At 47.2% G+C, this 21,683-nt stretch carries 19 protein-coding genes; 5 read left to right on the forward strand and 14 right to left on the reverse strand.

Annotation, left to right across the window (positions count from 1 at the left end; genetic code table 11):
- Positions 1 to 34: 34 nt before the first annotated feature.
- The 6 genes from J4N45_RS26285 to iolE form a co-directional block, all read right to left on the reverse strand.
- The gene (locus J4N45_RS26285; RefSeq protein ID WP_234496205.1) at positions 35 to 862 is read right to left on the reverse strand and encodes a class II fructose-bisphosphate aldolase; all 828 of its coding nucleotides are present in this window, start codon (positions 860 to 862) and stop codon (positions 35 to 37) included.
- Positions 863 to 872: 10 nt separating this feature from the next.
- Complete coding sequence (locus J4N45_RS26290) at positions 873 to 1,742, reverse strand: 5-deoxy-glucuronate isomerase (RefSeq protein WP_252015668.1); 870 nt, start codon at positions 1,740 to 1,742, stop codon at positions 873 to 875.
- Between the two features lie 166 nt (positions 1,743 to 1,908).
- Positions 1,909 to 2,904 carry a 5-dehydro-2-deoxygluconokinase gene (iolC, locus tag J4N45_RS26295; RefSeq protein WP_252015670.1) on the reverse strand — a complete coding sequence of 332 codons (996 nt, stop codon included), beginning with the start codon at positions 2,902 to 2,904 and terminating at the stop codon, positions 1,909 to 1,911.
- An 11-nt stretch (positions 2,905 to 2,915) separates the two neighbouring features.
- The gene (locus J4N45_RS26300) at positions 2,916 to 4,091 is read right to left on the reverse strand and encodes a Gfo/Idh/MocA family protein (RefSeq protein WP_234496202.1); all 1,176 of its coding nucleotides are present in this window, start codon (positions 4,089 to 4,091) and stop codon (positions 2,916 to 2,918) included.
- Positions 4,092 to 4,164: 73 nt separating this feature from the next.
- Entirely contained in the window at positions 4,165 to 6,036 is a 1,872-nt protein-coding gene (gene iolD / locus J4N45_RS26305) for a 3D-(3,5/4)-trihydroxycyclohexane-1,2-dione acylhydrolase (decyclizing) (RefSeq protein ID WP_252015672.1), read from the reverse strand.
- 113 nt (positions 6,037 to 6,149) lie between these two features.
- Positions 6,150 to 7,043 carry a myo-inosose-2 dehydratase gene (gene iolE, locus J4N45_RS26310; RefSeq protein WP_252015674.1) on the reverse strand — a complete coding sequence of 298 codons (894 nt, stop codon included), beginning with the start codon at positions 7,041 to 7,043 and terminating at the stop codon, positions 6,150 to 6,152.
- 553 nt (positions 7,044 to 7,596) lie between these two features.
- On the opposite strand from iolE, the gene J4N45_RS26315 reads away from it, so the two are divergent.
- Together J4N45_RS26315 and J4N45_RS26320 are read left to right on the forward strand one after the other, a co-directional pair.
- Positions 7,597 to 9,039, forward strand: a complete 1,443-nt coding sequence (locus tag J4N45_RS26315; protein ID WP_042469741.1) for a sugar porter family MFS transporter — start codon at positions 7,597 to 7,599, stop codon at positions 9,037 to 9,039.
- Positions 9,040 to 9,159: 120 nt separating this feature from the next.
- Positions 9,160 to 10,062: a LysR family transcriptional regulator gene (locus J4N45_RS26320; RefSeq protein ID WP_252015676.1), complete on the forward strand. Its 903-nt coding sequence runs from the start codon at positions 9,160 to 9,162 to the stop codon at positions 10,060 to 10,062.
- On the opposite strand, the gene J4N45_RS26325 is transcribed toward J4N45_RS26320, so the two are convergent.
- Both J4N45_RS26325 and J4N45_RS26330 read right to left on the reverse strand, forming a co-directional pair.
- Positions 10,059 to 10,808: a sulfite exporter TauE/SafE family protein gene (locus J4N45_RS26325; protein ID WP_503058241.1), complete on the reverse strand. Its 750-nt coding sequence runs from the start codon at positions 10,806 to 10,808 to the stop codon at positions 10,059 to 10,061. The genes J4N45_RS26320 and J4N45_RS26325 overlap by 4 nt on opposite strands.
- Before the next feature lie 8 nt (positions 10,809 to 10,816).
- Positions 10,817 to 11,704 carry a sugar phosphate isomerase/epimerase family protein gene (locus tag J4N45_RS26330; RefSeq protein ID WP_252015680.1) on the reverse strand — a complete coding sequence of 296 codons (888 nt, stop codon included), beginning with the start codon at positions 11,702 to 11,704 and terminating at the stop codon, positions 10,817 to 10,819.
- A gap of 189 nt (positions 11,705 to 11,893) precedes the next feature.
- Here J4N45_RS26330 and J4N45_RS26335 point away from each other — a divergent pair, with 189 nt between their 5' ends.
- Genes J4N45_RS26335 through J4N45_RS26345 form a run of 3 tightly spaced genes read left to right on the forward strand, consistent with a single transcriptional unit; the run spans position 11,894 to position 14,443 of the window.
- Positions 11,894 to 13,102: an acetyl-CoA C-acetyltransferase gene (locus J4N45_RS26335; RefSeq protein ID WP_252015683.1), complete on the forward strand. Its 1,209-nt coding sequence runs from the start codon at positions 11,894 to 11,896 to the stop codon at positions 13,100 to 13,102.
- A gap of 10 nt (positions 13,103 to 13,112) precedes the next feature.
- A complete protein-coding gene (locus J4N45_RS26340) occupies positions 13,113 to 13,766 on the forward strand; it encodes a CoA transferase subunit A (protein WP_252015685.1) in 654 nt (217 codons plus the stop codon).
- The gene (locus tag J4N45_RS26345) at positions 13,766 to 14,443 is read left to right on the forward strand and encodes a 3-oxoacid CoA-transferase subunit B (protein WP_252015686.1); all 678 of its coding nucleotides are present in this window, start codon (positions 13,766 to 13,768) and stop codon (positions 14,441 to 14,443) included. The genes J4N45_RS26340 and J4N45_RS26345 overlap by 1 nt, the downstream gene beginning before the upstream one ends.
- Positions 14,444 to 14,534: 91 nt before the next feature.
- On the opposite strand, the gene J4N45_RS26350 is transcribed toward J4N45_RS26345, so the two are convergent.
- The 6 genes from J4N45_RS26350 to J4N45_RS26375 form a co-directional block, all read right to left on the reverse strand.
- Entirely contained in the window at positions 14,535 to 15,239 is a 705-nt protein-coding gene (locus tag J4N45_RS26350; RefSeq protein ID WP_234496192.1) for an oligogalacturonate-specific porin KdgM family protein, read from the reverse strand.
- 311 nt (positions 15,240 to 15,550) lie between these two features.
- Entirely contained in the window at positions 15,551 to 16,705 is a 1,155-nt protein-coding gene (locus J4N45_RS26355) for a tetratricopeptide repeat protein (protein ID WP_252015689.1), read from the reverse strand.
- A 122-nt stretch (positions 16,706 to 16,827) separates the two neighbouring features.
- A complete protein-coding gene (locus J4N45_RS26360) occupies positions 16,828 to 17,637 on the reverse strand; it encodes a MalM family protein (RefSeq protein WP_252015691.1) in 810 nt (269 codons plus the stop codon).
- 60 nt (positions 17,638 to 17,697) lie between these two features.
- On the reverse strand, positions 17,698 to 18,999 hold the full coding sequence (gene lamB, locus J4N45_RS26365; RefSeq protein ID WP_252015693.1) for a maltoporin LamB: 1,302 nt from the start codon (positions 18,997 to 18,999) through the stop codon (positions 17,698 to 17,700).
- Positions 19,000 to 19,468: 469 nt separating this feature from the next.
- Complete coding sequence (locus tag J4N45_RS26370; RefSeq protein WP_252015694.1) at positions 19,469 to 20,278, reverse strand: MalM family protein; 810 nt, start codon at positions 20,276 to 20,278, stop codon at positions 19,469 to 19,471.
- Positions 20,279 to 20,354: 76 nt separating this feature from the next.
- The gene (locus tag J4N45_RS26375; protein ID WP_252015696.1) at positions 20,355 to 21,635 is read right to left on the reverse strand and encodes a maltoporin; all 1,281 of its coding nucleotides are present in this window, start codon (positions 21,633 to 21,635) and stop codon (positions 20,355 to 20,357) included.
- Positions 21,636 to 21,683: the final 48 nt, after the last annotated feature.

A 21,683-nucleotide genomic window follows, 5' to 3' on the forward strand; every position in this document is an offset into this window, starting at 1 on the left:
GTCCCCTTCCCTATGTTAGGTTGGGGACTCTATTTTAAGATAATAACTCAAAGTTGCGAATCGCTTCTTGCTTAACATACGGCATTGCCTTCTGCATAAAGTAGATTCGATCAAATTTCTGCGGTTCATCATTCATATAACCACGTAGATTGTGACCCAATGCTTGACGCAAGCAGGTGCCGATATTGAACTTAGATACGCGGCTCTGCTTTAGCTTGAGCATATCTTCGTCGCGAATTCCGCTGCTGCCATGAATAACAAGGGGCACGCTAACTTCGCTCGCGATGCGGTCCAAACGACCAAAATCAATCGTACAGGTTGGCTCCGTCAGGCGGTGAATATTGCCAACTGAAATAGCCACACAATCAACGCCGCTTTCCTCTGCAAAACGCGCAGCATCTTCTGGCTCGGTATAGATAGACTTAATATGGTCACGCCCTTCTTCATAAGGTACCGAACCAATTTCACCCTCAACCGATGCGCCTAACGCATGTGCCACGTCGACCACTTTCTTAGTACGAGCGATATTCTCTTCCAGCGTTAACTGGGAGCCATCGAACATCACGGAGCTGAAACCGGCTTTAAGCGCACGATAAACAATGTCCTCTTCATAAGTATGGTCCAGGTGCAAGCAAACAGGGACACTGCTGTTGTGTGCAAGGTTTAGGAACATAGCTGCTGCAGTCTCAACGCCATAAAAATCCACAACGTCTTTGTTGCAAGCAAGGATCACTGCCTTACCAACCTCTTCCGCTGCCTCAACTACCGCTCTCGCGTCTTCGTAACCAAAAACATTAAAGCATGGTACGGAGTAATCAGAAGCCGCTGCATCGGGTAATAGATCATTAAGATTAACTAACATGCATCGCCTCCTATTTGAATTTCGCAATCATATCTTTGATACCAGGAATGGTATTTACTTGATACTCATGGTGTGGGTCAAAGTGTTGGATCAAAGACTTGTCTGTTTTGCCAACGATGATGGTGAAGTAATACATCTCATAGCCAGGCGCTGCCACACTTGGGTGATAACCTTTGTCGATTGCAATCACTGACCCTGTTTTTACGTGATAGACCGGACCATGGTCATCTTCGTGCTCATACAGGAACTGTGCGCCAAAGCCGAAATCTGGGTTGAAACGGAACTGATACACTTCTTCGTATAGCGTTTCACGGCTGCCATCTTCTTTTACACGGTCTTCATCATGCTTGTGTGGTGGAAAGCCAGACCAGCCACCCGCACCAACGGTAAACAGCTCACTAACTAGCAAACGACCGCGTTTGTCCGAGTTAGACTGCCCAAGAACATGCTTGATCTTACGGTGTGTTTTGGTGTCATCAGAACCGTACTGAACAATATCGACGTTCTCTTCACGCACACAGAATGGTTCTAGAGAAGCTTCAAACTTACCACCAGCAATCATGATGTCGGCATTTTCGCTCACACACTCTATCTGTGCTGTATAGCCTAGTGGAACGTAAACCGCTTCTGGGTTCCCGTCCCATACAGAGGCACGCTTACCGATGTTGTCGAATACTTGTGTGTCATCGCCATTGGTCACCGACACGCTGCAAGTACCGCCCGCTAGAACAATCACAGACTCGTAGCCTTCGACTTCGTGGTTGAACGTTCCGCCTTGAGTTAGACAGACTTGGTTGAAATAACACAGAGGTGTCACTTCGTCATTAATACCTACAATGGGCTCATTTTTATTATCGTAGGGTGGTATGTGTTTACCCATGTTCTTTCTCCTCACTGCTCTTTTTATGAGCGCAGTTTTTATTCCTAAACTTATTCACTGATAAAAAAACCGGGCCACGATGGTTGTATTTTCGCGAGTATCTGGAGTCGAAATACCGGCCCGGGAGACTAAAAGCTGTCTTCAAAACCACATCAAACTGATGCCATCAAACACCTTGGTTTCTTGTCTCAATAAAATCGAAAAGCTGCTCTTTGGTTGGCATAGCTTCAGTGCAACTATCGCCACTCACGTTTATCGCCGCTGCTGCAGAGCCGTTTCTTACGCCTTCTTGCAGGGTGCCACCATTCACTAGTGTCCAAATCAAGCCACCTGCAAACGAGTCACCAGAACCAAATGGCTTGTTCACTTCCACACGGAAGATGCCTTGTTGGAACTTGGAGCCATCACGGCAGTAGACTTTTGAGCCAAACTCGCCCGCCTTAATCACAACAATCTGCGTGTTGTCACGCATAAAGCGCTCTGCTGTGGCGTCGTCGTCTTTATTGCCCGGTGCAATCACGGTTTCCATCATGTCGAACTCTTCGCGATTACCAATCACGATGTCAGACAGACTCGATGCGATGCCGTAATAAATCGAAGCGTCAGTATCGGTGCGCCATGAGTAAGGGCGATAATCGACATCCAGCACTACGAGCGTATTGCTGCGACGAGCGTGCTGCATCGCCAAAAGCGTCGCTTCACGGCTTGGGCTCTCTGACAGCGCAGTGCCGGTAACCACCAGTACTTTAGAGCTCGCTATGTACTCAGGATCCACCTGTTCTGGCTTGATCGTTAGATCCGAAGCGTTATTGCGATAGATAAGAACCGTACAGTCGCTCGGCTTCATCTCTGTAAACGCGACAGAAGTGCGAGAGCCAGAATCGTCCGTCATCATGCCATCGAGGTTTATCCCTTGATCTGACATGTAACCTTTGACATAGCCGCCAAAAGCATCATCAGCGACGCAGCCAATAAAACCTACTTTGCCACCCAGCTTGCTCACTGCGACCGCAATGTTGGCAGCAGAGCCACCAACAAACTTGTTGAAGCCCGAAATGTCCGCCATATCGGTTTTTGATTCGCGGGCGTATAAGTCCACACCCGCGCGTCCTAAAACGATGGCATCCAACGGTCTGTCATGTTGAAATGCAATTTTTGTCATCGTCATTCCTATTATTTGTAGCTAACCCAAGCCGCGTCTTGGTCTGCTGACTCAACACACTTCTCACACAAACGTACGCCTTCGATACCTGCATCAATACCTGGGAACCAGATACCAGCTAGCGCCTCTTGATCATCTCTATCAGCAGCATCGAACGCCAAAGCAAAGCGGTGATACAGGTTTGCCCAAGACTCGAAGTAGCCTTCAGCGTGACCACCGCCAACTCGGTTAGATGCGACACCTTCTGCATCTTGGTAGAGGTAGCCCATACCGCGCTCTAGCACTCGAGGTGCTTCGCCTTGCACTTCGTAACGAAGTTGGTTTGGATACTCATCCCACCATTCAATAGACGCTTTCGAACCAACGATGCGGATCTTCTGCTGGTGCATTGAGCCAGAGTTGACTGCAGATGCCCACAAGGTGCCCACTGCGCCACCTTTGAACTTGATCATCACGTGAGCGTTATCTTCGAGTGGCGCACGCGATTCGATAAAGCTCTGGCGCATACATGCCAAGCTATCGACTTCTAGACCTGTCATCACCTCGTTGAGATAAAACGCGTGAGTACCGATGTCACCTAGCACATAAGTTGGACCCGATACTTCAGGGCTTACACGCCACTTCAGACCCGGATCATTCTTTTCATATTCTTCGTTGTGGAAGCCGTGCGCGAACTGCATGTTGATGACTCGGATTTCACCAAGGTCGCCACGCTGAACCATTTCACGAGCCTGCTGAACCATTGGGAAGCCGGTGTAGCCATACATAACACCGATGACACAGTTATTTTGTGCTGCGATGGTTTTGAGCTCTTCGGCTTCTTCTGTGGTAAAGGTGATTGGCTTCTCGCACACCACATGAAGCTTGGCTTCTAGTGCGGCTTTACAGATTTCGTAGTGAGTAGAGTTTGGCGTTGCGATAGATACCGCTTGAATGCCATCTTCACGCTGTGCTTCTTGCGCAAATAACTCTTTATAGCTTGAATAACAGCGCTCTGGGTCTAGTCCAAGATTGACACCGAAATCGCGGCAGCGCTCAGCATCTAGGTCAAACGCACCAGCCACCAACTTAAACAGGCCATCACGCTGCGCTGCATTGCGGTGAGAGTAGCCTATTTGACTACCACGACCACCACCTACCATTGCCCAACGAATTGGCTGCTCAAAATGACGCTCTTCATTAAACATGCTTGACTCCTTGTGTGGCTCCTAGTGTTTAGGAGCCGAGATTAAGTGTTAGAAAATTAAATAGAATTCTGAACTAGACGCCGCGGCGCTGTGTGGCGCGACCTTCTTCCCAGCTGGCAACCTTCTCTGCCACGTGGTCGTTGCGAGTCACCTCTGGTAGACCGACTTCCCACCAGCAATCGCACTTAGACCACGCTGCTGGTGATACTGGGTCAATGTCGACAACGATGACGTAAGTACGGTCCGCTTCTTTCGCGCGTTGGAATGCTGCATCAAACTCATCAACAGACGTTAACTTCTCGCTGATTGCGCCTTGTGCTTCGGCGTGCTTGGCAAAGTCTACGCGAGCCACTTCGCCATCTGGACGGCGGCAGTCTTCAAGTAGGTTGTTGAATGAGTCGTTACCCGTGTTGTTTTGTAGCTTGTTGATGACCGCGAAACCGCCGTTATCACATACCACAACAATCATCTTGTGACCCGTCAGTACTGATGAGTAGATGTCTGAGTTTTGAATCAGGTATGAACCGTCACCCACAAGCACGACCACGTCGTTATCTGGGTTAGCTACTTTTGCACCCCAGCCACCGGCGATTTCATAGCCCATGCAAGAGAAACCGAACTCGATATCAAACTTACCGATTTGGTAGTTTTGCCAGTTCATTGCTAGCTCAGCAGGTAAGCCGCCTGCTGCTGTTAACACCGTATCCCCTGGCTGCATAGATTTGTTTAGCTTGCCAATCACCTCTGCGTAAGAAGAAAGACCTGGTAGCAAGTCGCCCTCTTGAGGGTTAGTACGACGGTGAACCACAGCTTTCCACTCATCAGCTTGTGTTTTCGCTGTTTGTGCCCACGCGCTGTCACCTTCCCAATCACCAAGCAGTTTCGATAGTTCAACCAGACCGCGTTTTGCATCACACTTGACTGGCAATGCGCGGTGTTTGATTGCATCGAAGCGTCCGACGTTGATAGTAATCAGTTTCATGTCTGGGTTTTTAAACACGCTCCACGAACCCGTTGTGAAGTCTTGCAAACGCGTACCGATAGCAACCACAACATCAGCGTGTGCTGCCATATAATTTGCTGAATCCGAGCCAGTGACGCCGATAGGACCAGCGTTTAACGGATTGTCTTGTAGCATCGTTGCTCGACCTGCGATGGTCTCAACGACAGGAATATTGTGCTGTTTCGCGAATGCCGCAAGCTCATCCGTTGCGAGCGAGTAATGAACGCCGCCACCAGAAACAATCAGCGGCTTTTCTGCTTTCATCAGTACTGCTTTTGCATCTTCCAAATCAGCAATTTCTGGCTCTGGGCGACGAATGCGGTGCACTTTCTCTTCAAAGAAGACTTCTGGGAAGTCGTATGCGACGCCTTGAATGTCTTGAGGAAGACCAATGAATGCTGGGCCACATGTCTCTGGATCAAGCATGGTGTCGATCGCTTGCGGTAAAGAATGCATCAACTGAGTTGGTGAGATAATGCGATCCCAATAACGCGTCAAAGGTTTAAATGCGTCATTACAAGTGATAGATGGATCATAGAAGTTCTCGGGTTGCTGCAATACAGGATCAGGTAGGCGACTTACGTAAGCGTCACCTGCGATCAGAAGAACGGGCAATCGGTTGGTGTGAGCAATACCTGCTGCTGTCACCATATTAGTCGCACCAGGGCCAATCGAGCTCGTCGCAATACCAATACGTTGGCGCTGGTTTGCTTTTGCATAAGCAATGGCAGCCGTCGCCATCGACTGTTCGTTTTGACCACGCCAAGTCGGGATTTTATCTTCAATGTTCTTAAGTTGCTGTCCAAAGCACGTCACATTACCGTGACCGAATATGGCAAAAGCGGTGCCGAACAGTTGCTCTTTCTTTCCATCAATTTCAATCATTTGAGCAGCTAAGTATTGTGCAAGCGCTTCTGCGACAGTTAGGCGTACAGTTTTCATTCTCTTCCTCGGTAGTCTCAACGTTGTCCATTCCATGAGTAAGCTACGTTTTGCATCCCTAACCCCGTAGCTTTTTTCATGGGGAGCGTTGCTCCCCATTATCCAGAGCTCTATTACAAGCCGTATTTTTCCGCGTAGCCTGTGATGTTCTCGTAAGCTGTTTTCGCGAACGTTAGTGGGTGTGCTTTTGCAGGATCTTGCTCAGCTTCAACCAATAACCAACCTTGGTAGTTGCGCGCTTTAAGCGCTGCAAATACGTCGTCGTAGTCCACATCACCCGTTCCAGGTACTGTGAATACGCCATCTAGTACTGCATTTAGGAAAGACTTGTCCGCTTCACGTGCCGCTTTCATTACGTCTAAACGAAGATCTTTGAAATGCATGTGACCGATACGGTGACCCCAACGCTCAATCATGGTGACTGGGTTACCACCACCGTAGGTGATGTGACCTGTATCTAGCGTTAGGAATACAGAGTCGCCTGTGAACTCCATCATTAGATTAATGTCATCTTCTGTTTCACAGATAGTGCCAACGTGATGGTGGAAAGAGAGCTTGATGTCATGCTCGTTCAGTAGGTAGTCCGCTACTTTTGTTAGTTTCCCGCAGTACATCTTCCACTCATCCATTGATAGAATGACGCGTTGAGAAAGTGGCGTGTTGATGTCGCCGTGAACGGTATTGCTCACTTCGCCATATACCATTGCTTTACAGCCTGCTGCTTTCAAAAGCTTGATGTGATCTTGCATCGCTGCGATCTCTTCATCTGCTGTCATAGTCATTAGGTTGCCGCTATACCAACCCGACGCTAATACCAGACCGTGCTCTTTTAGTAGTGGGACGAGTACTTCAGGCTCACGTGGGTACTTAGTGCCTAGCTCTGTGCCTGTGAATCCAGCTTCAGCCATTTCACTTAAACACGTTTCCAAAGGGATCTCGCCACCAAGCTCTGGCATATCATCGTTGGTCCAAGTCAGTGGACTAATTCCATATTGCACGTTGCTCATTTTTATTCTCCGACAATGTTTTAAAGATTTTCCAAGTGACTCAAAGCTATCTCGTTGACTAAGTCATCGTGTAGGGAAGCTTTGAACATCTCCTGTTGTTTCACTGAGGACTAATTTAGCCCAAAAAATTACATATGAAAAATATTTTTCATCTCACTCAATGAGATTTTCAAAACAACATAAATTTGGAAAAAACCTATATAGCACGTGGCTTCCCACTGTTTTTGATCTAGATCTCACTTTTAAATTACGCATTAAAATCAATAATTTATTCTAATTGTAGGATTTGATAAAGATTTTTCATAGTTTGATAGAGGTAACATTTTTGGACAAAATGACAGTTTACCGGTAGTAGAAATCAAAAAGAGTCCATATGATTAAAACACCAGCAAAATGAAAAATAATTTTCAAACACACACAACTATAACATCTGCTGGACTTATAGAATGCCAATACTCGTACCCTACAAACCGAAGTATTGGGCTCACCTCAGCTAAACCTTGTTCGATGGTAGAGGGACAGTTTTGAGGGAATCTCAATAAGGAAAAATCTAATGGAAGCAACATCCAAGGTAGAAGCTAGTAAGCACAATATTGCCTATATCGTTCGTATCTGTTGTATAGCAGCGCTCGGTGGAATCCTCTTAGGCTATGACACCGCGGTAATATCCGGTGCGATTGGTCCCATCCGTGAACACTTCGGACTCAGTTCCGCACAAACTGGCTGGGCCGTATCCAGTGTGGTACTCGGCAGTATTATCGGTGCCGTGAGTGCTGGTTGGGCAGCACTAAAATACGGACGACGTAACACCCTCTTTATCGCCGCCATCTTATTTATGATCTCCGCGGTTGGCTCAGCACTCGCCAGTACATTCAGTTTTTATGTCATGTTACGTATTGTCGGTGGTGTCGCCGTTGGCTTGGCGTGCGTGGTATCACCCATGTATATGTCAGAAGTTGCACCAAAGGATTTTCGTGGGCGAGCAGTAAGTATGTTCCAACAGTCTGCCGTAATTGGTCAAACTGGCGTGTTTTATGTTAACTACCTCATCGCAAAAGGTATGTCAGAAGCATGGTTGGTAGATATGGGCTGGCGTTGGATGCTCGGTTCAGAGATCATCCCTGCAGCTCTGTTTGCTGCACTACTATTTATTATTCCAGAGTCACCACGTTGGTTAGTACTAAAAGGCAAACTCACCGAAGCGAAAGCAACACTTTCTCGCATCTCGAATCCTGAACATGCGGACCGACTCATCTCTGAAATTCAAGACTCTCTAAAGGACAGCCGCTCCTCTAACAAAAACAAAGTCAGCCTACGTTCTCCCCTTCTATTTGCTATCTTGGTCATCGGTACGTTTGTCGCAGCGGCTCAGCAGTTAACTGGTATCAACGTCATCATGTACTACACACCAGAGATCCTTAAGCCAATTACTGGCTCTACTGAAAATGCGCTTTTCCAAACTACATTTGTCGGCGTCGTGTTTATCTTAGGTAACGCTTTGGGTATGTACCTTATCGACAAAGTGGGTCGTCTACCGCTGATGAAATACGGCACATTTGGCTGCGCACTTGGTATGTTTGTCGTTGGTTACGTGCTGTATCAACAAACAGAAGGGTACGCTGCTCTATTCGCGCTGTGTCTGTATGTTGTCTCTTACGCAACGTCGTGGGGCTGTGCATGTTGGACTATGATTTCCGAGATTTTCCCAAACAGCATCCGCTCACGTGCAATGGCAATTGCGGTAGGTGCACAATGGTTCACTGGCTTCATCGTCACACAATCATTCCCTATGCTGAATGACAACGCTTACCTGCAAGAGAACTTTAACGGTGCCTTCGCCTTCTGGTTATTCGCAATTCTTTCCATCATCTGTATGTTTGTGGTCGTTCGCTACGTACCTGAAACCAAAGGCGTCAGCCTCGAGAAAATGGAAGAAGCAATGGCAGAGAAACTGGGTAAAAAGCATACCCACTCAACTGACCAAGCTCATGTTTAACCATTAGTCAGTCAGCTAACTTGGGAACGGATATTGTCCGTTCCCATTTTTCGTTTCTGTTTTCACGATTTAAATCTCAATGTTTTTCAAACGCGAAACCGATACACGAGGAGACAACTTATGCTCGATAAAATGGCTTTCTTTATCTATGTCATTCGCTCTGGTTCAATATCGTCGGCTGCGCGGCGCTGCAATATCTCGGTCTCCGCGGGCAGTCGTTGGTTGCAAGAGCTAGAAAGTCACTTCGGGACAGCGCTTTGCTATCGCTCAAATCGCCTTTTAGAGGCAACACACGCTGGGCAAACCTTGTTTGAAGAATTCTCGCCACTTGTCGATAGTGCCGAGCGCATTACGCGTAAGCTCGAAGACTATCAATCCCATGAGAAAGGTCATATTGATATCGCCTGTACACCCGTTTATGCCAATCACTTTCTGATGGATAAACTGCGTCACTACGCCAACGATCACCCTGAGGTCACTTTTAATATCAATGTCACCCCTTGGGCACTGGACCATGCGAGTACCAGTGACCTGATGATCAGCGCCAATGCGAGCTATCAGGGCTATCGTGAAAAAGATTTATTGCTAGTGAAAAGAGAGCTAATGCAATGCCCATTCGTCGTTGTGGCCTCCCCCGACTACCTGAGTGATCACAATGAACCTGAGCATCCACAAGATCTCCTTAAACATCCTTGCTTAGTAGCAACAACGTTAACAGGCAGCAACGATTGGATCTTTAGACGTCAGTCTGAAAATATTCTTTTAAAGGTGCCAAAAACCATTGAGGTCAACGACAGTGATTTACTTCTAAAAGGGGTAATGAACGGAATGGGTATCGCCTATTTGCCAGACTTTGTAGTCAATGAGGCGATTGATAATGGCAAGTTAAAGCCACTTTTGCTTGATTATGAGACTAGCGTGTGGAGCCTCAACCTGTACTATCACTCGCCGCAGTCGGCTTCACCAACTGCTACAAAGTTCAAAACGTACTTGTTAAGTGATGACCCAAATGCAGGGAATTAAATGACAGCAACAGCCGCATCAAAACAGAGCTTGCTACCCGATAAAAACAGGAACAGATAACAAAGCTGATAGATCCTCGCCTGACTGACGCGATGCAGCAGCATTACCCCGAGTTTAACGCCAAGCGGAGCCAAAGGGGTCAGAATAAGAGCTGTTAGCAAGTTGGTCGCATCGAACTCACCTAGTGCTAGATATGGAATCACTTTCGCGAGATTAATAAGACCAAACAACACCGCCATGGTTGCAATCAAAGTAACCTTCTCAAGCTTCAACGGTAACAAATAGATACTTGCCGGTCCTCCACCCGCATGAATAGCGGTGCTGGAAAATCCACTTAAACTGCTCCAGAACCACGCCGAAAAAGCACTTGGCTTTGATCGCTCACGCTCGCCACCCAGCCAGTACTGAAAGCAGAATGCTAGTGACAGCAAACCAATAGTAAGCTTTAGACCCGCTTCTGAAGTCACTCCCAGAAACAGCCCCGCTAGCAACACGCCGAGCAAAGCGCCTGGCAGCATGCTTTTGATCACTCTGTAGTCCGCGTTTTTGTAATGGTGACGAACCGCAAAGATATCCATCACGATTAGAATCGGCAGCAATATCGCCGCTGCTTGTGTTGGTGCGACGACGAGCGCCATAAGCGGCACGGCGATAATGCCTAACGCCCCGCCAAGACCGCCCTTGCCAATTCCATAGATAAGGACGGCAGGAACAGCCATGACATAGAAAAGTGGATCGTTGACCACGCTCACTGCTATACCCCAACGGCGGTTAAGTAGTGTCGACTGCGTTTGAGGTCGTCTACGACGCGAGTAAGCTCACTCTTATCATGCTCATGCTCAACCACAAGCCAGCCTTGATAATCGACCTCTTTTAACGACGAAAGTACATGTTTCAGCTTAATGTCGCCTTCACCTAAAGGGGTGACCAAGCCAGTTGCATAAGCGTCCACCCAAGGTTTCTTGTCGCGTATCGCCAGCCTCAATTTATCGACGGACACATCCTTAAGGTGAACGTGTTCAACCCGACTTGCATATTGCTTAATCACTTGGCTGGGATCCATACCATCTAAGAAGGTATGCCCAATATCGATGCACAAACCTAGCTTACTATTAGGGATGGCGTACAGGACATAATCAATTTCATCTTGAAAGCTGATGTAACCGCCAACACCTGGATGCAATAAACACCTTAAGCTGTACTTATCTGCAACTTCGATGACTTTATTTAGTACATCGACTAAGGCGTCTTTCTGAACCTTATTCAACCTAGGTGCCGTCGCACTTTGGCCGACTGAAGTATTACGCTCTGGATGATTTCCTTCCATTAGCAGCAACGTCTTAGCACCAAGTTTACTCAGACGAACGCATGTTTTTTCAGTCTCGTCGAGAATCTGTTCTAAGGCATTTACGTCACTAAATGGCAGTTGAAGCTTTCCCGCACAAATGGTGAGTCCTCGGGTTCTGCAAGCACTGCTTAGTAGTGATTCATCCTCGGGAAAGTACTCGGTCGGACCAAGCTCAATGCCTTGATAGCCACTGTCACTGGCCTCCATGAGCACCTTGCCCCAGCTTGGGTTTTCCGGGCTGTGAGACTCTTCTATCCCCCAGCAGCATGGGGCGCATGCGATTCGATTTTTCATACTTTATCTCCAACTAGTTTTAATTCAGCATTGATGATTCCAAGATAAGAGTTAGCCCAATAAAAAGACGTGATCCGTCACTAACTTGGGTTTTGCAAATCTGCAAAGCGGCTTTGAATTCCTGCCTATAACGCTCCAACGCATTGACGATTTAGACTGGTATCAAGCTTGGAAATTTAGGAGACAGGCATGGAACGTGTATTTATCGTGGCGGCAAAACGCACGCCTATTGGCAGTTTTAATGGTGCATTGAGCGCCCTATCGGCATCGGAGCTTGGCGCGCATGCTATCAAAGCAGCGCTAGAGCAAGCAGACATATCGCCAGACATGGTTGATGAAGTGATCGCGGGTAATGTGCTCACCGCTGGCGCCGGCATGGGACCAGGAAGACAAGCAGCATTAAAGGCCGGAATACCTGACTCCGTGCCAGCCTATACGCTCAATATGATCTGCGGCAGCGGCATGAAAACCGTAATGGATGCCGCAAGCCACATTCGAGCGGGAGATGTAGAGGTGGTCGTTGCATGCGGTATGGAGAGCATGTCCAACGCCGCATTTATTACTTCAGGACAGATTCGCCGTGGTCAACGAATGGGTCACCTTCCCCTCGAAGACAGCATCATTAAAGATGGTCTAACGGATGCGTTTCATCAGTACCATATGGGGATCACAGCTGAAAACATCGCGAAGAAGTTCAGCCTATCTCGTGAAGAGCAGGACGCGTTTGCACTCAATAGCCAGAAAAAAGCGGTGAACGCCATTAATAACGGCGACTTCAATGAAGAGATTGCGCCGGTTTCCATCGTCAATCGACGTCGTCAAATTGAAGTCAAATACGATGAATATCCAAAAGCCGATTGTACTTATGAGTCATTGCAAAAACTCCGCCCTGCATTCGATGCAGAAGGCAGTGTCACCGCAGGCAATGCCTCTGGCATCAATGACGGAGCATCAGCCATCCTACTTGCATCAGAGAGCGCGGTAGCGAGGTTGAACCTCAAACCACTTGCAGAGGTGATTGAATATGGGCAAGGCGCGCTCGCTCCTGAAGTAATGGGACTAGGTCCAGTACCCGCCATCGCGAATACACTAAACAAAGCGCATTTGTCGATTGATGATATTGAGGTGTTCGAGCTCAACGAAGCGTTTGCCGCCCAGGCGCTTGGCGTTGTCCACTCTCTTGCGGAGCAACATGATATTGATGCACCGTGGCTACTAGAGCGCAGTAATCTCTCAGGAGGGGCAATTGCACTCGGTCACCCTATTGGCGCCTCAGGCAACCGCATCCTAACGACCTTGGTGTATCAACTTCACCGAACCCAGCAAGACCTTGGCTTAGCATCACTTTGTATTGGCGGTGGTATGGGTACGGCTGTCATCTTGAAACGTTGCAACTAGGGAGAATACGATGAAAAAATCTGCAAATGCCGAGCAGCTTCGTCCTCTTTTCCATGACGGAATGACCATCATGATCGGTGGATTTATGGCGACGGGTGCTCCAGAGTCCTTAATTGATTTAATCAATGAGTGGGACATAAAAGACATCACTCTTATATCGACGGATACCGCGACACCTGGCTATGGCACCAGTAAGCTCATTGCGCAAAAACGCGTCAGTAAACTCTATGCGTCTCATATTGGTTTAAACCCAGAAACGGGCAAACAAATGAACGAGGGCACGCTTGATGTAGAACTCGTCCCCCAAGGGACCTTGGCGGAGCGTATTCGAAGCGGCGGCGCTGGATTGGGCGGCGTATTAACGCCAACAGGTTTAGGTACGTTAGTAGCGGAAGGTAAACAGGTCATCAAGGTTGATGGAAAAGATTACCTACTTGAAACGCCGCTTAAAGCAGACGTCGCCTTGATTCGCGGCTCAATCGTCGACACCCGTGGTAACGTGTTTTATCGCAAGACAACGCAGAACTTTAACCCTTTGATGGCAACCGCTGCTGACACCGTGATCGTAGAAGCGGAAACGATTGTTAATCTGGGTGATATTGAGCCTGAATCAGTACACACACCTAGCCTATACGTAGATTACATTTTGACGGAGGATGCGTAATGACGACTCAATTGGATAAACACACCATCCGTCGCCGTATCGCGTGGCGTGTGGCTCAAGAAATGCGTGACGGCGATATCGTCAACCTTGGCATTGGCCTTCCAACACTCGTGGCCAATGAAGTTGACAAAGAGGTCGAGATCTTAATGCAGGCAGAGAACGGCTTGCTGGGCATCGACAACTTGGCGACCGAGGAAAATGCAGATCCCGACCTCGTTAACGCGGGTGCACAACCTATTACCGCAATCGAGGGCAGTTGCTATTTCGACAGTGCGGCATCTTTTGCCATCATTCGTGGCGGTCATGTTGACTCAACCGTGCTTGGCGCGCTGCAAGTTGATGAACAAGGCAATCTCGCTAACTGGATCATTCCGGGGAAAATGGTCCCTGGCATGGGGGGCGCGATGGATCTCGTGGTAGGAGCCAAAAAGGTCATTGTGGCAATGGAACACACAGTGAAAGGCAAACCTAAGCTTTTACGTCAATGCTCACTGCCACTGACTGCAGTTAATCAGGTTGACCTTATAGTGACTGAGATGGGCGTTATCGAGATTACATCGAAAGGAATGTTGCTGACTGAGCTTGCGCCAGAGTTTACTGTCGAAGACGTACAAGCCGCAACGGAAGCCAAGCTATTAGTTAGCGATAATCTAAAACCAATGGCTCTTCCTGTTTAATGAGAATGCAGTTCTCCCAAAAGAAAAAATGCCGCTCTTAAAGAGCGGCATTTTCTTAGGATCTGGTTAACTTTTATCTACGCTAAGCAGATTAGAAGTTGAACGTTACACCCACACGAACGCGGTTTTCAGTTTTAACTTCAGAGTTTTGGTTAACGTAAGTCTTATCTAGAATTTGGTAATCTAGGTAAGGTGCCCACGTGTCAAAGCCAGTGTATTTCACTTGGAACGTGTGTTCCCACTTGCTGTCAGCACGAGATAGATCGCTGTTGATCTTACCACCGTCTTTTTGCGAGATATAAGCTGGGTTATATTCTAGGTTGAAGTCTGCAACGTTGTAACCAACCCAAGCGTCAACTTGGTTAGTGTTGTTCACGTTAGAACCGTCTGCTGCGTTAGTTGCAGCTTGGTAACGGTAACGAGCAGCTGTATAGAAATTGCCAGTCGCGTACGTTGCTTTTAGGTACGGACGGTACTCAGAGTGGTTAGTACCATTCCAGTATACGAAACCTGGAGTTAGCGTCACGTTGTCGTTGATCGCGTAGTTGTAGTTAAGCTCAGTCTCGAACGCAGCTACTGTGTGCTGGTTTTGGCTAAACGCTTTGTCGCCGTGACCTTGAGTACCTTCTAGGTGGATTTCCCAGTCTTCAGCAAAACCCATACCCGCGCGAACACGGCTCTCGTAAGTTTTTGCTTCTGTGTTGTATGCACCACGAACGTCAACGTAGTTTGCGCTTGCCGGAAGTGCTACTGCAGCAACAAGAGCAGCCGCCAATGTCATTTTAAAAGATTTCATAAAAAGCTCCGTATAGAACAGGAATGCCAAATTCGGCACCGGATTTAATGTGCAAACGATGAGGCCACTGCCAAGCATCCTCATGCGTCACACCAAAACTGAGCTCAGAATATTTTTTTGAACATTGTTTTTGTCATGGAAATGTCAAACCCCTACATTGAGTGACGAGACTCACATCAATATTGAGTTAAATTTCATCAACGAGTACAGACATGAAATCATCTAGTAACAATAATGAAATATACAATCAAAAATGATTTCTACGCATTAGATAACCGCCCTATATGAAACAGCACGTCATATTTGAAACTTTATGCGGTGTAGTTGGTTCCGTAGCTGGAATACGAATACTGAGCGGAGCTGTCATCAGTATCCGGTTGTGGCTGCTCCTGCTCTGACACTTCATTAGATGGGATTGGTTGCTCTACTTCTTCTTTGCTTGCCGCTTTGTCTATAGTTAAACCAAACAGAGGCAGTTCACGTTTATAGAGCTTGTTGAGGGCACGAATGAGCGAGTGTTTTACAACGGGTCCGAATTGGAGTTTCTTCAGTACTGGCTTGGCTAGTGATTGAAGACCTACAACAGAATCCACACCTAACGTGCTTCCCACGGTATCGCGAGCCGATTTGGCAGGTTCATACCCCATGTACGCCGACATAAACAACCAAATATAGGCGATAGACGCGCCATTAGGCTTTACTTCACGCCAGGCTTCGCCGGCAAAGTACATGGCCTCAACATTGCCTTTCTCCGCGGCTCGCTCTAACCAGTAACAGGCACGTTGAATGTCTTGCTCGACGCCAACGCCGTTCAAGTAGTTAAGACCAAGCTTGGTCATCCCTTCTTCACTTTGCTTGTCGGCGGCGATCTCAAACCATTCTGTCGATTGTTTTGGTGACGGCGTTGGGTTGTCTGGTGAGATGTTCCAATCTCCCATGAACAAGATCCCTTCGAGATTGCCCTCTTCTGCGACTTCTTGAACCTTAGCAACACCTTGTGGAATATTTCGTTCGACACCCTTGCCATAGATAAGCGCTTTCGCGGCTTCAAATTTGGCATGGATATCGCCCTCAGCCCCTGCAATGCACAAGCGCCAGTAATTGGCCTGCTCACGCAACACCAAGTCTTCGCGCTTTTTATCACTTAAGCGAACAATGCCGTACATGGCGGTAATGTTGTCGAGCAACGCGCCTTTGTGATACCAATAAAGCGCTTCGTTGGGTTTGTTTCGTTCTGCTTCTTTGGCGAGATATAAAATGGTAGGAACATGACCAGTCTCTGCTTTAAAGATTCGATCTTGTCTTTCCTGCTGACGAGCTTTTTCCATTGCTCTTCGATAGGCAGCTTCTCTAGCGATGCGCTCCTCCTCCATACGCTTTTTGCGTAGAGAGAGTGAGAACATCCAGACGAACACCAGAACAAGTGACAAACTGGTGGCGCCGATGGCAATGGCTAATGTCGACATAGTATGAACGGGCTTTTTAGTAACGGTTACTCTCTATAGTAACGGCTGATAGTCCGAACAATTAAGCGCGATTTTCGATCTAACCCACGCTTTTACAACATTAGCTCAATAATTCTTCTAAATTACTGCGATGCAGTCGAATTCACCGCGTTATTGAAGGTTTTTCTTGCCCCTTCCACTCCGAGCGATTCCGCCTCCTCAAGTAAGCTCACTGCTTTTTTTAGCTCATTATCACCAACAGCTTTTGTAATCGCATCATGATAGAAAGCGCTCGACTCTTTTGTCACTGCGACCGATGGGGTTCGCGATACGTTTGATTGCGGTTGTTCAATGCTTGCTATTGCGATAACCACTTTCCCCGTTTTTACGAACGGCACTTCGATGTCTTTGACCTCGGGCAAGTAGTTCCCGCGAGCTTCAGCATCGAGCTTTGCTGGGTGGGTAACGCTCACTGATTCCTTCAACGCTTTAGGCTTAGTGTAAACCACAAGCATGAGATCTGAACTGTTACTTGGCGGCATAAACGTAAACGTGAGTTCTAGACGGTTTCCGAGATGAAAGCGAGCGGGTAAATAGTTGAACTCTTCTAGCTCATATTGCTCGATGATGCTGCCATCCTCACGAATAATTGCGATGTAAGGAGCAAAAACCGACGAAGCTATCAAGCTTGTCACTGTAATGTCTAAAGTGCCTGAGGATAGTGGCAAAGAAGCAACCACAACCGGACTCTCTACGCCATCAATGATGTAGCGTTGACTGTCTTCAGCTATGGAAAAGGTCTGCTCACTTGGTGCCTTCAAAGGCAGTACATTCAGCTGTGAGACACTGTTTACCTTAGCCTGAGTTAGCAGTGACGTCTGCTCCACAACGTCTGCACTCTGACAGCCCGCTAAAAGCAAACAGCTACTAATGAGGGTGGTTGATAGTTTCATTATTGTCTCCTAAAAAGGGCGAAGTATCCTCCGCCCTGTCGTCTTAGCTCTCGTTAAGCGTTAGAACCAAGCTTCCACTTGAACACCAACGAGGAACTCATTTTTCTTTGATTTATCCGCTAACTGGGCGCTGTCTGAACGATCGTTAAGGTAAGTACCGTAAACGCGGATTTCTGGACGAGCAAAGAAGCCTTCTCCCATAGAAAACGCTTGAGCTACCGTGAGCTTGCTGCCCTTTTTGTTACCGTAGTTGCTGTAGTTTTCAACGTAAGAACCCGCTTCAAACACAGTGCGAACGGTGTCTGTCCACTGGTACATTGGACGAATAACTGCAGAGATCAGATCGTGATCGGTTTTAGCACGGTTGGTTGCCGAGATAGCTGCATCGGTAGAGCGAGCCGCAAGGAATTGGTGCCCCATTTCCCACTTATCACCCAAGCTGATCACACCCCAGTTCAATAGACGAACACCTTGAGCGTCGTTATTCGCGTCGTCACGACGATCAAAGTTACCGCCATTGCCCAGATCCGCCATTTGTGCACCGTATGAGCTATTACCGTACTGAACTACTGTTTGGTTGAAACCGCTGCTCATGTTTTGATGAAGGATCGCAGTCACCAAGGCGCCATCATCCGCTTGAACGTCTTTATTGCCCGAAGCAGTACCTGTTGAGAAGTTGTATGCACCTGCCACTTCAAGCGTTGCGTCTTCCCACAGCCCGATGTTCGCTAAACGCACATCAGCGATGTAGCCTTTAACTTCATCTTCTTTGTATTTGTCTTGCTCTACCCAGCTACCAGCTTCACCAGGGTTGGTACCAGGTTTCTGCACCCACTGCTTACCATCAAGCGTCTTTTGCTTAGTGCTACTGTCTTCGACTAACGCCACAGACAGCTTTTGGTTGCCGACTGAAATGTTCTCGATACCGCCACCGGTGCCCGACGTGTTCAAGAAGTAGAAATCCGTGATATGGACATCACGACGTTGGTAGTAGCGCTTACCCGCCCAAACGGTCGCCTCTTTATCAGAGCTAAATAGACCCGTTGCTTGAACGTTGTATTGCGCTACGTTGAAGTCGCCGTCTTGCCAACCGTTAGTGCCACTGTTGCCAGACGCAATCATGGATTCAACGCGCCAAGTTTGGTCACCTGTTTTCAGGTCTTTTCCAAAACCAAACTCCGAGTAGTTGTCGTTTTCGTTACCTAAACGACCCACTTTTTGTTTCTCGTAGTTCGCATCACCGGTGCCATTCGAGCTCAGCGCAGTACCCGCACGAAAGTAGCCAAAGTAATCAACAGCAAAAGAAGGGGCTGCAACTAGTGCAGTCGATACTGCCGCTGCAACTAGACATAGTTTGTTCATTATTAACTCCGTTTATTATTGTTTTTTTTCTCAAGCGACATCCGAAAAGGCAGTGGAATGTTTGACTCGCAAGGAAAACAATCGGAGGAGGAGAATAATGATGAGAGTTTTGTTATTACAGGAGGACATATAGGACAAGCAATGTAGGTTGTCACACCTTCCTTCTGACTCATCGATAGTTCGAAAAGCCAAAAGCAGAACTTATTTCGATTGAAATAAATGAAGTTTGAAGCCAAACAGGAAACGGCCCGCTGAACGGGAAGAAATAGTGACTAAAATCACAAAAAATTAGACATTCAGACACCGGCAAGTAACTATCAGCATTTTGAGCATGGTCACTTTTTGAGGTTAAGTCGATGTGAAAGAAAGAGGGGTAAACTTGAGCGAAAAAATATAAGCCCCAGAAACATTGAGGGATAAATTAAATCCCAACATCTCTAGGGCTAATAATAGTGATTAGGTCAATGCTCTATTTCGCATTGATAGCCTTAACAAACACCTCTTGAACGCCTTCAATGTTCAGAGCTTTTGCTTCATCAAGTAGGCTTAGTGCTTTTGGAATGTTGTCTTCGGCTACTGCTTTTTCAATGGCAGACTTATAATACTCTTCACTCGTTGCAGCTGCAGGGACGTACTCCGTCTCTGTCTGTTCACGCTTCGTTACGACATTGTTGGCATCAACTTTGACTGTCAAAGTGCCGTAGAGCGAATGAGGGATAACTGGATCAGCGATCTCTGGCGGTTGGTTGCTTCGAGCTTTAGCGTATAGCTTGGCTGGATGCGTAACCGTCGAACCACCTGCGATATCTTCTTTTGTTGAATACACTAAAATATGCAGCTCTTCAGAGTCATCAAAAGGGATGACCGTCAAGTTAGCGACATATCGGTCTGGGTTGAGTAATTTCGCTTCTTTATATTCGAAATCAGAAAAACTTTTCTCAGCTAGTACGCGATCTTTATCATCAGTAATCTTTACTGATGGGGCATACATGCTGCTTTCTTTAACGACAAGACTGGCAACTTCTACATCCAAGCTTCCACGATTGCCATCAACAGAAAACGTAGCAACAGGACTAGCAACACCATCGAGTAGTAAAATTTGAGAGTTTTTACTTAGTTCGGTTGTCACATCCACTGGCAATGCCAGTTTGGTCCAACTCAATTGCTCTACTGCGGTAGAGACCTGCTGAGACGGCTCAACATCACTGGATACGACTTGTGGCGTTGAACACCCTGCCAGTGAGAAAGCTGCAACTAAAGGCAACCATTTATACTTCATAATTACTCTCCGTAAAAAACAAGTACAGCCAGACTAGCTGGCTGTACACATCTATGTGTCTAGTTATTAGACTAGATTACCACCAAGCTTCAACTTGTACACCAACTTGCATTTGAGATTTGCTCTCGCCGCCGTTGAATTTGTAGCTGCCGTCAGTTTGACCGTCAGCATCTTGGTTTAGGTAAGACGCGTAAACACGTAGTTCAGGACGAGCCCAGAAGCTTGGACCTGCAGACCATGCTTGAGCGATAGTGAACTTGCTGTTTGTTGTCTTAGAACCGTCGTTATCGTCTTGAGAGTAACCCGCTTCTAGGATAGTACGCATGTTGTCGTTCCACTTATACATTGGACGAACAACTGCTGAGTACGTAGTCCACTTGTCTTGACCGTCCCACATACCTTCGCCAACACCGTAAACTAACTGGTGACCAAACTCGAAGTTCTCACCGAACTCAGACACACCCCAGTTGATTAGGCGGTAACCAGAAGCACCATCTTTAGCTTCTGCGCCATACCAGCTGCCGTCACCGTAGAATGCGAATGTTTTTGAATAGCCTTCAGTACCGTACTGTGCAACAGTTTTGTTGAAACCGCGGCTTAGACCAACAGTCAACTCAGCAGTACCCATGAAGCCATTCTTAGCATCTTTAGCTGCTTGAGAAGCTTGATCTGTTGGGTTAACAAGTGCAGCGTTACCGATAAGTTCTAGTGACGCGCCTTCCCATAGAGGAATACCAGCATAGCGAATATCTAGAGTGTTAACGTTTAGCGCACCGCCATCGTTACCTGCATCTGGAGTTTGACCTGTGCTTGGGTCACCATCTTGAACACCATCGTTACGGTCGTTACGAACCCACGCTAGAGATAGCTTACCAGGACCTGCTTCGATACCTTCAACACCAGCACCAGCACCAGAAATGTTTAGGTAGTAGAAGTCACTGATGTGGATGTCTTTACGTTGGTAGTAACGCTTACCAGCCCAGATAGTTGCTTCAGGCGCAGATGCGATGAAACCTTTTGCTTGAACATTAAACTGACGTAGTGCAAATTTTGCATCGTCGTTTTCAGTACTTTCCCAGTCGTTAGAACCGTTAGAAGTTAGTGCAACCATAGAGTCAACGTACATTGACTTACCGTTGTCATTGTAAACTTCTTTACCAATACCGATTTCACCGTAAACGTCGCCTTCGTTACCTAGACGACCTACTTTGTTTTTCTCAAAAGTAGTTTGCTGACCGCCGTGTTCACTTACACCAACACCAGCACGCATGTAACCGTGAAAATCTACATCAGCCATTGCTTGACCAGCAGCCAATACACCTACCACCGCAGCAGCAACTACACTTACTTTTTTCATTTAGAAAACTCCGTTTAACTTATTGTTATATTCAATTTCTTTTTTTCT

The sequence above is a fragment of the Vibrio sp. SCSIO 43140 genome (assembly GCF_023716585.1).
In the GTDB taxonomy this organism is placed as follows: Bacteria; Pseudomonadota; Gammaproteobacteria; order Enterobacterales; family Vibrionaceae; genus Vibrio; species Vibrio maritimus_B.

Bases quoted from the DNA above. Each gene is read 5' to 3' on its own strand.
- J4N45_RS26285 (WP_234496205.1), bottom strand. From the start codon at position 862: ATGTTAGTTAATCTTAATGATCTATTACCCGATGCAGCGGCTTCTGAT.
- J4N45_RS26290 (WP_252015668.1), bottom strand. From the start codon at position 1,742: ATGGGTAAACACATACCACCCTACGATAATAAAAATGAGCCCATTGTA.
- iolC (WP_252015670.1), bottom strand. From the start codon at position 2,904: ATGACAAAAATTGCATTTCAACATGACAGACCGTTGGATGCCATCGTT.
- J4N45_RS26300 (WP_234496202.1), bottom strand. From the start codon at position 4,091: ATGTTTAATGAAGAGCGTCATTTTGAGCAGCCAATTCGTTGGGCAATG.
- iolD (WP_252015672.1), bottom strand. From the start codon at position 6,036: ATGAAAACTGTACGCCTAACTGTCGCAGAAGCGCTTGCACAATACTTA.
- iolE (WP_252015674.1), bottom strand. From the start codon at position 7,043: ATGAGCAACGTGCAATATGGAATTAGTCCACTGACTTGGACCAACGAT.
- J4N45_RS26315 (WP_042469741.1), top strand. From the start codon at position 7,597: ATGGAAGCAACATCCAAGGTAGAAGCTAGTAAGCACAATATTGCCTAT.
- J4N45_RS26320 (WP_252015676.1), top strand. From the start codon at position 9,160: ATGCTCGATAAAATGGCTTTCTTTATCTATGTCATTCGCTCTGGTTCA.
- J4N45_RS26330 (WP_252015680.1), bottom strand. From the start codon at position 11,704: ATGAAAAATCGAATCGCATGCGCCCCATGCTGCTGGGGGATAGAAGAG.
- J4N45_RS26335 (WP_252015683.1), top strand. From the start codon at position 11,894: ATGGAACGTGTATTTATCGTGGCGGCAAAACGCACGCCTATTGGCAGT.
- J4N45_RS26340 (WP_252015685.1), top strand. From the start codon at position 13,113: ATGAAAAAATCTGCAAATGCCGAGCAGCTTCGTCCTCTTTTCCATGAC.
- J4N45_RS26345 (WP_252015686.1), top strand. From the start codon at position 13,766: ATGACGACTCAATTGGATAAACACACCATCCGTCGCCGTATCGCGTGG.
- J4N45_RS26350 (WP_234496192.1), bottom strand. From the start codon at position 15,239: ATGAAATCTTTTAAAATGACATTGGCGGCTGCTCTTGTTGCTGCAGTA.
- J4N45_RS26355 (WP_252015689.1), bottom strand. From the start codon at position 16,705: ATGTCGACATTAGCCATTGCCATCGGCGCCACCAGTTTGTCACTTGTT.
- J4N45_RS26360 (WP_252015691.1), bottom strand. From the start codon at position 17,637: ATGAAACTATCAACCACCCTCATTAGTAGCTGTTTGCTTTTAGCGGGC.
- lamB (WP_252015693.1), bottom strand. From the start codon at position 18,999: ATGAACAAACTATGTCTAGTTGCAGCGGCAGTATCGACTGCACTAGTT.
- J4N45_RS26370 (WP_252015694.1), bottom strand. From the start codon at position 20,278: ATGAAGTATAAATGGTTGCCTTTAGTTGCAGCTTTCTCACTGGCAGGG.
- J4N45_RS26375 (WP_252015696.1), bottom strand. From the start codon at position 21,635: ATGAAAAAAGTAAGTGTAGTTGCTGCTGCGGTGGTAGGTGTATTGGCT.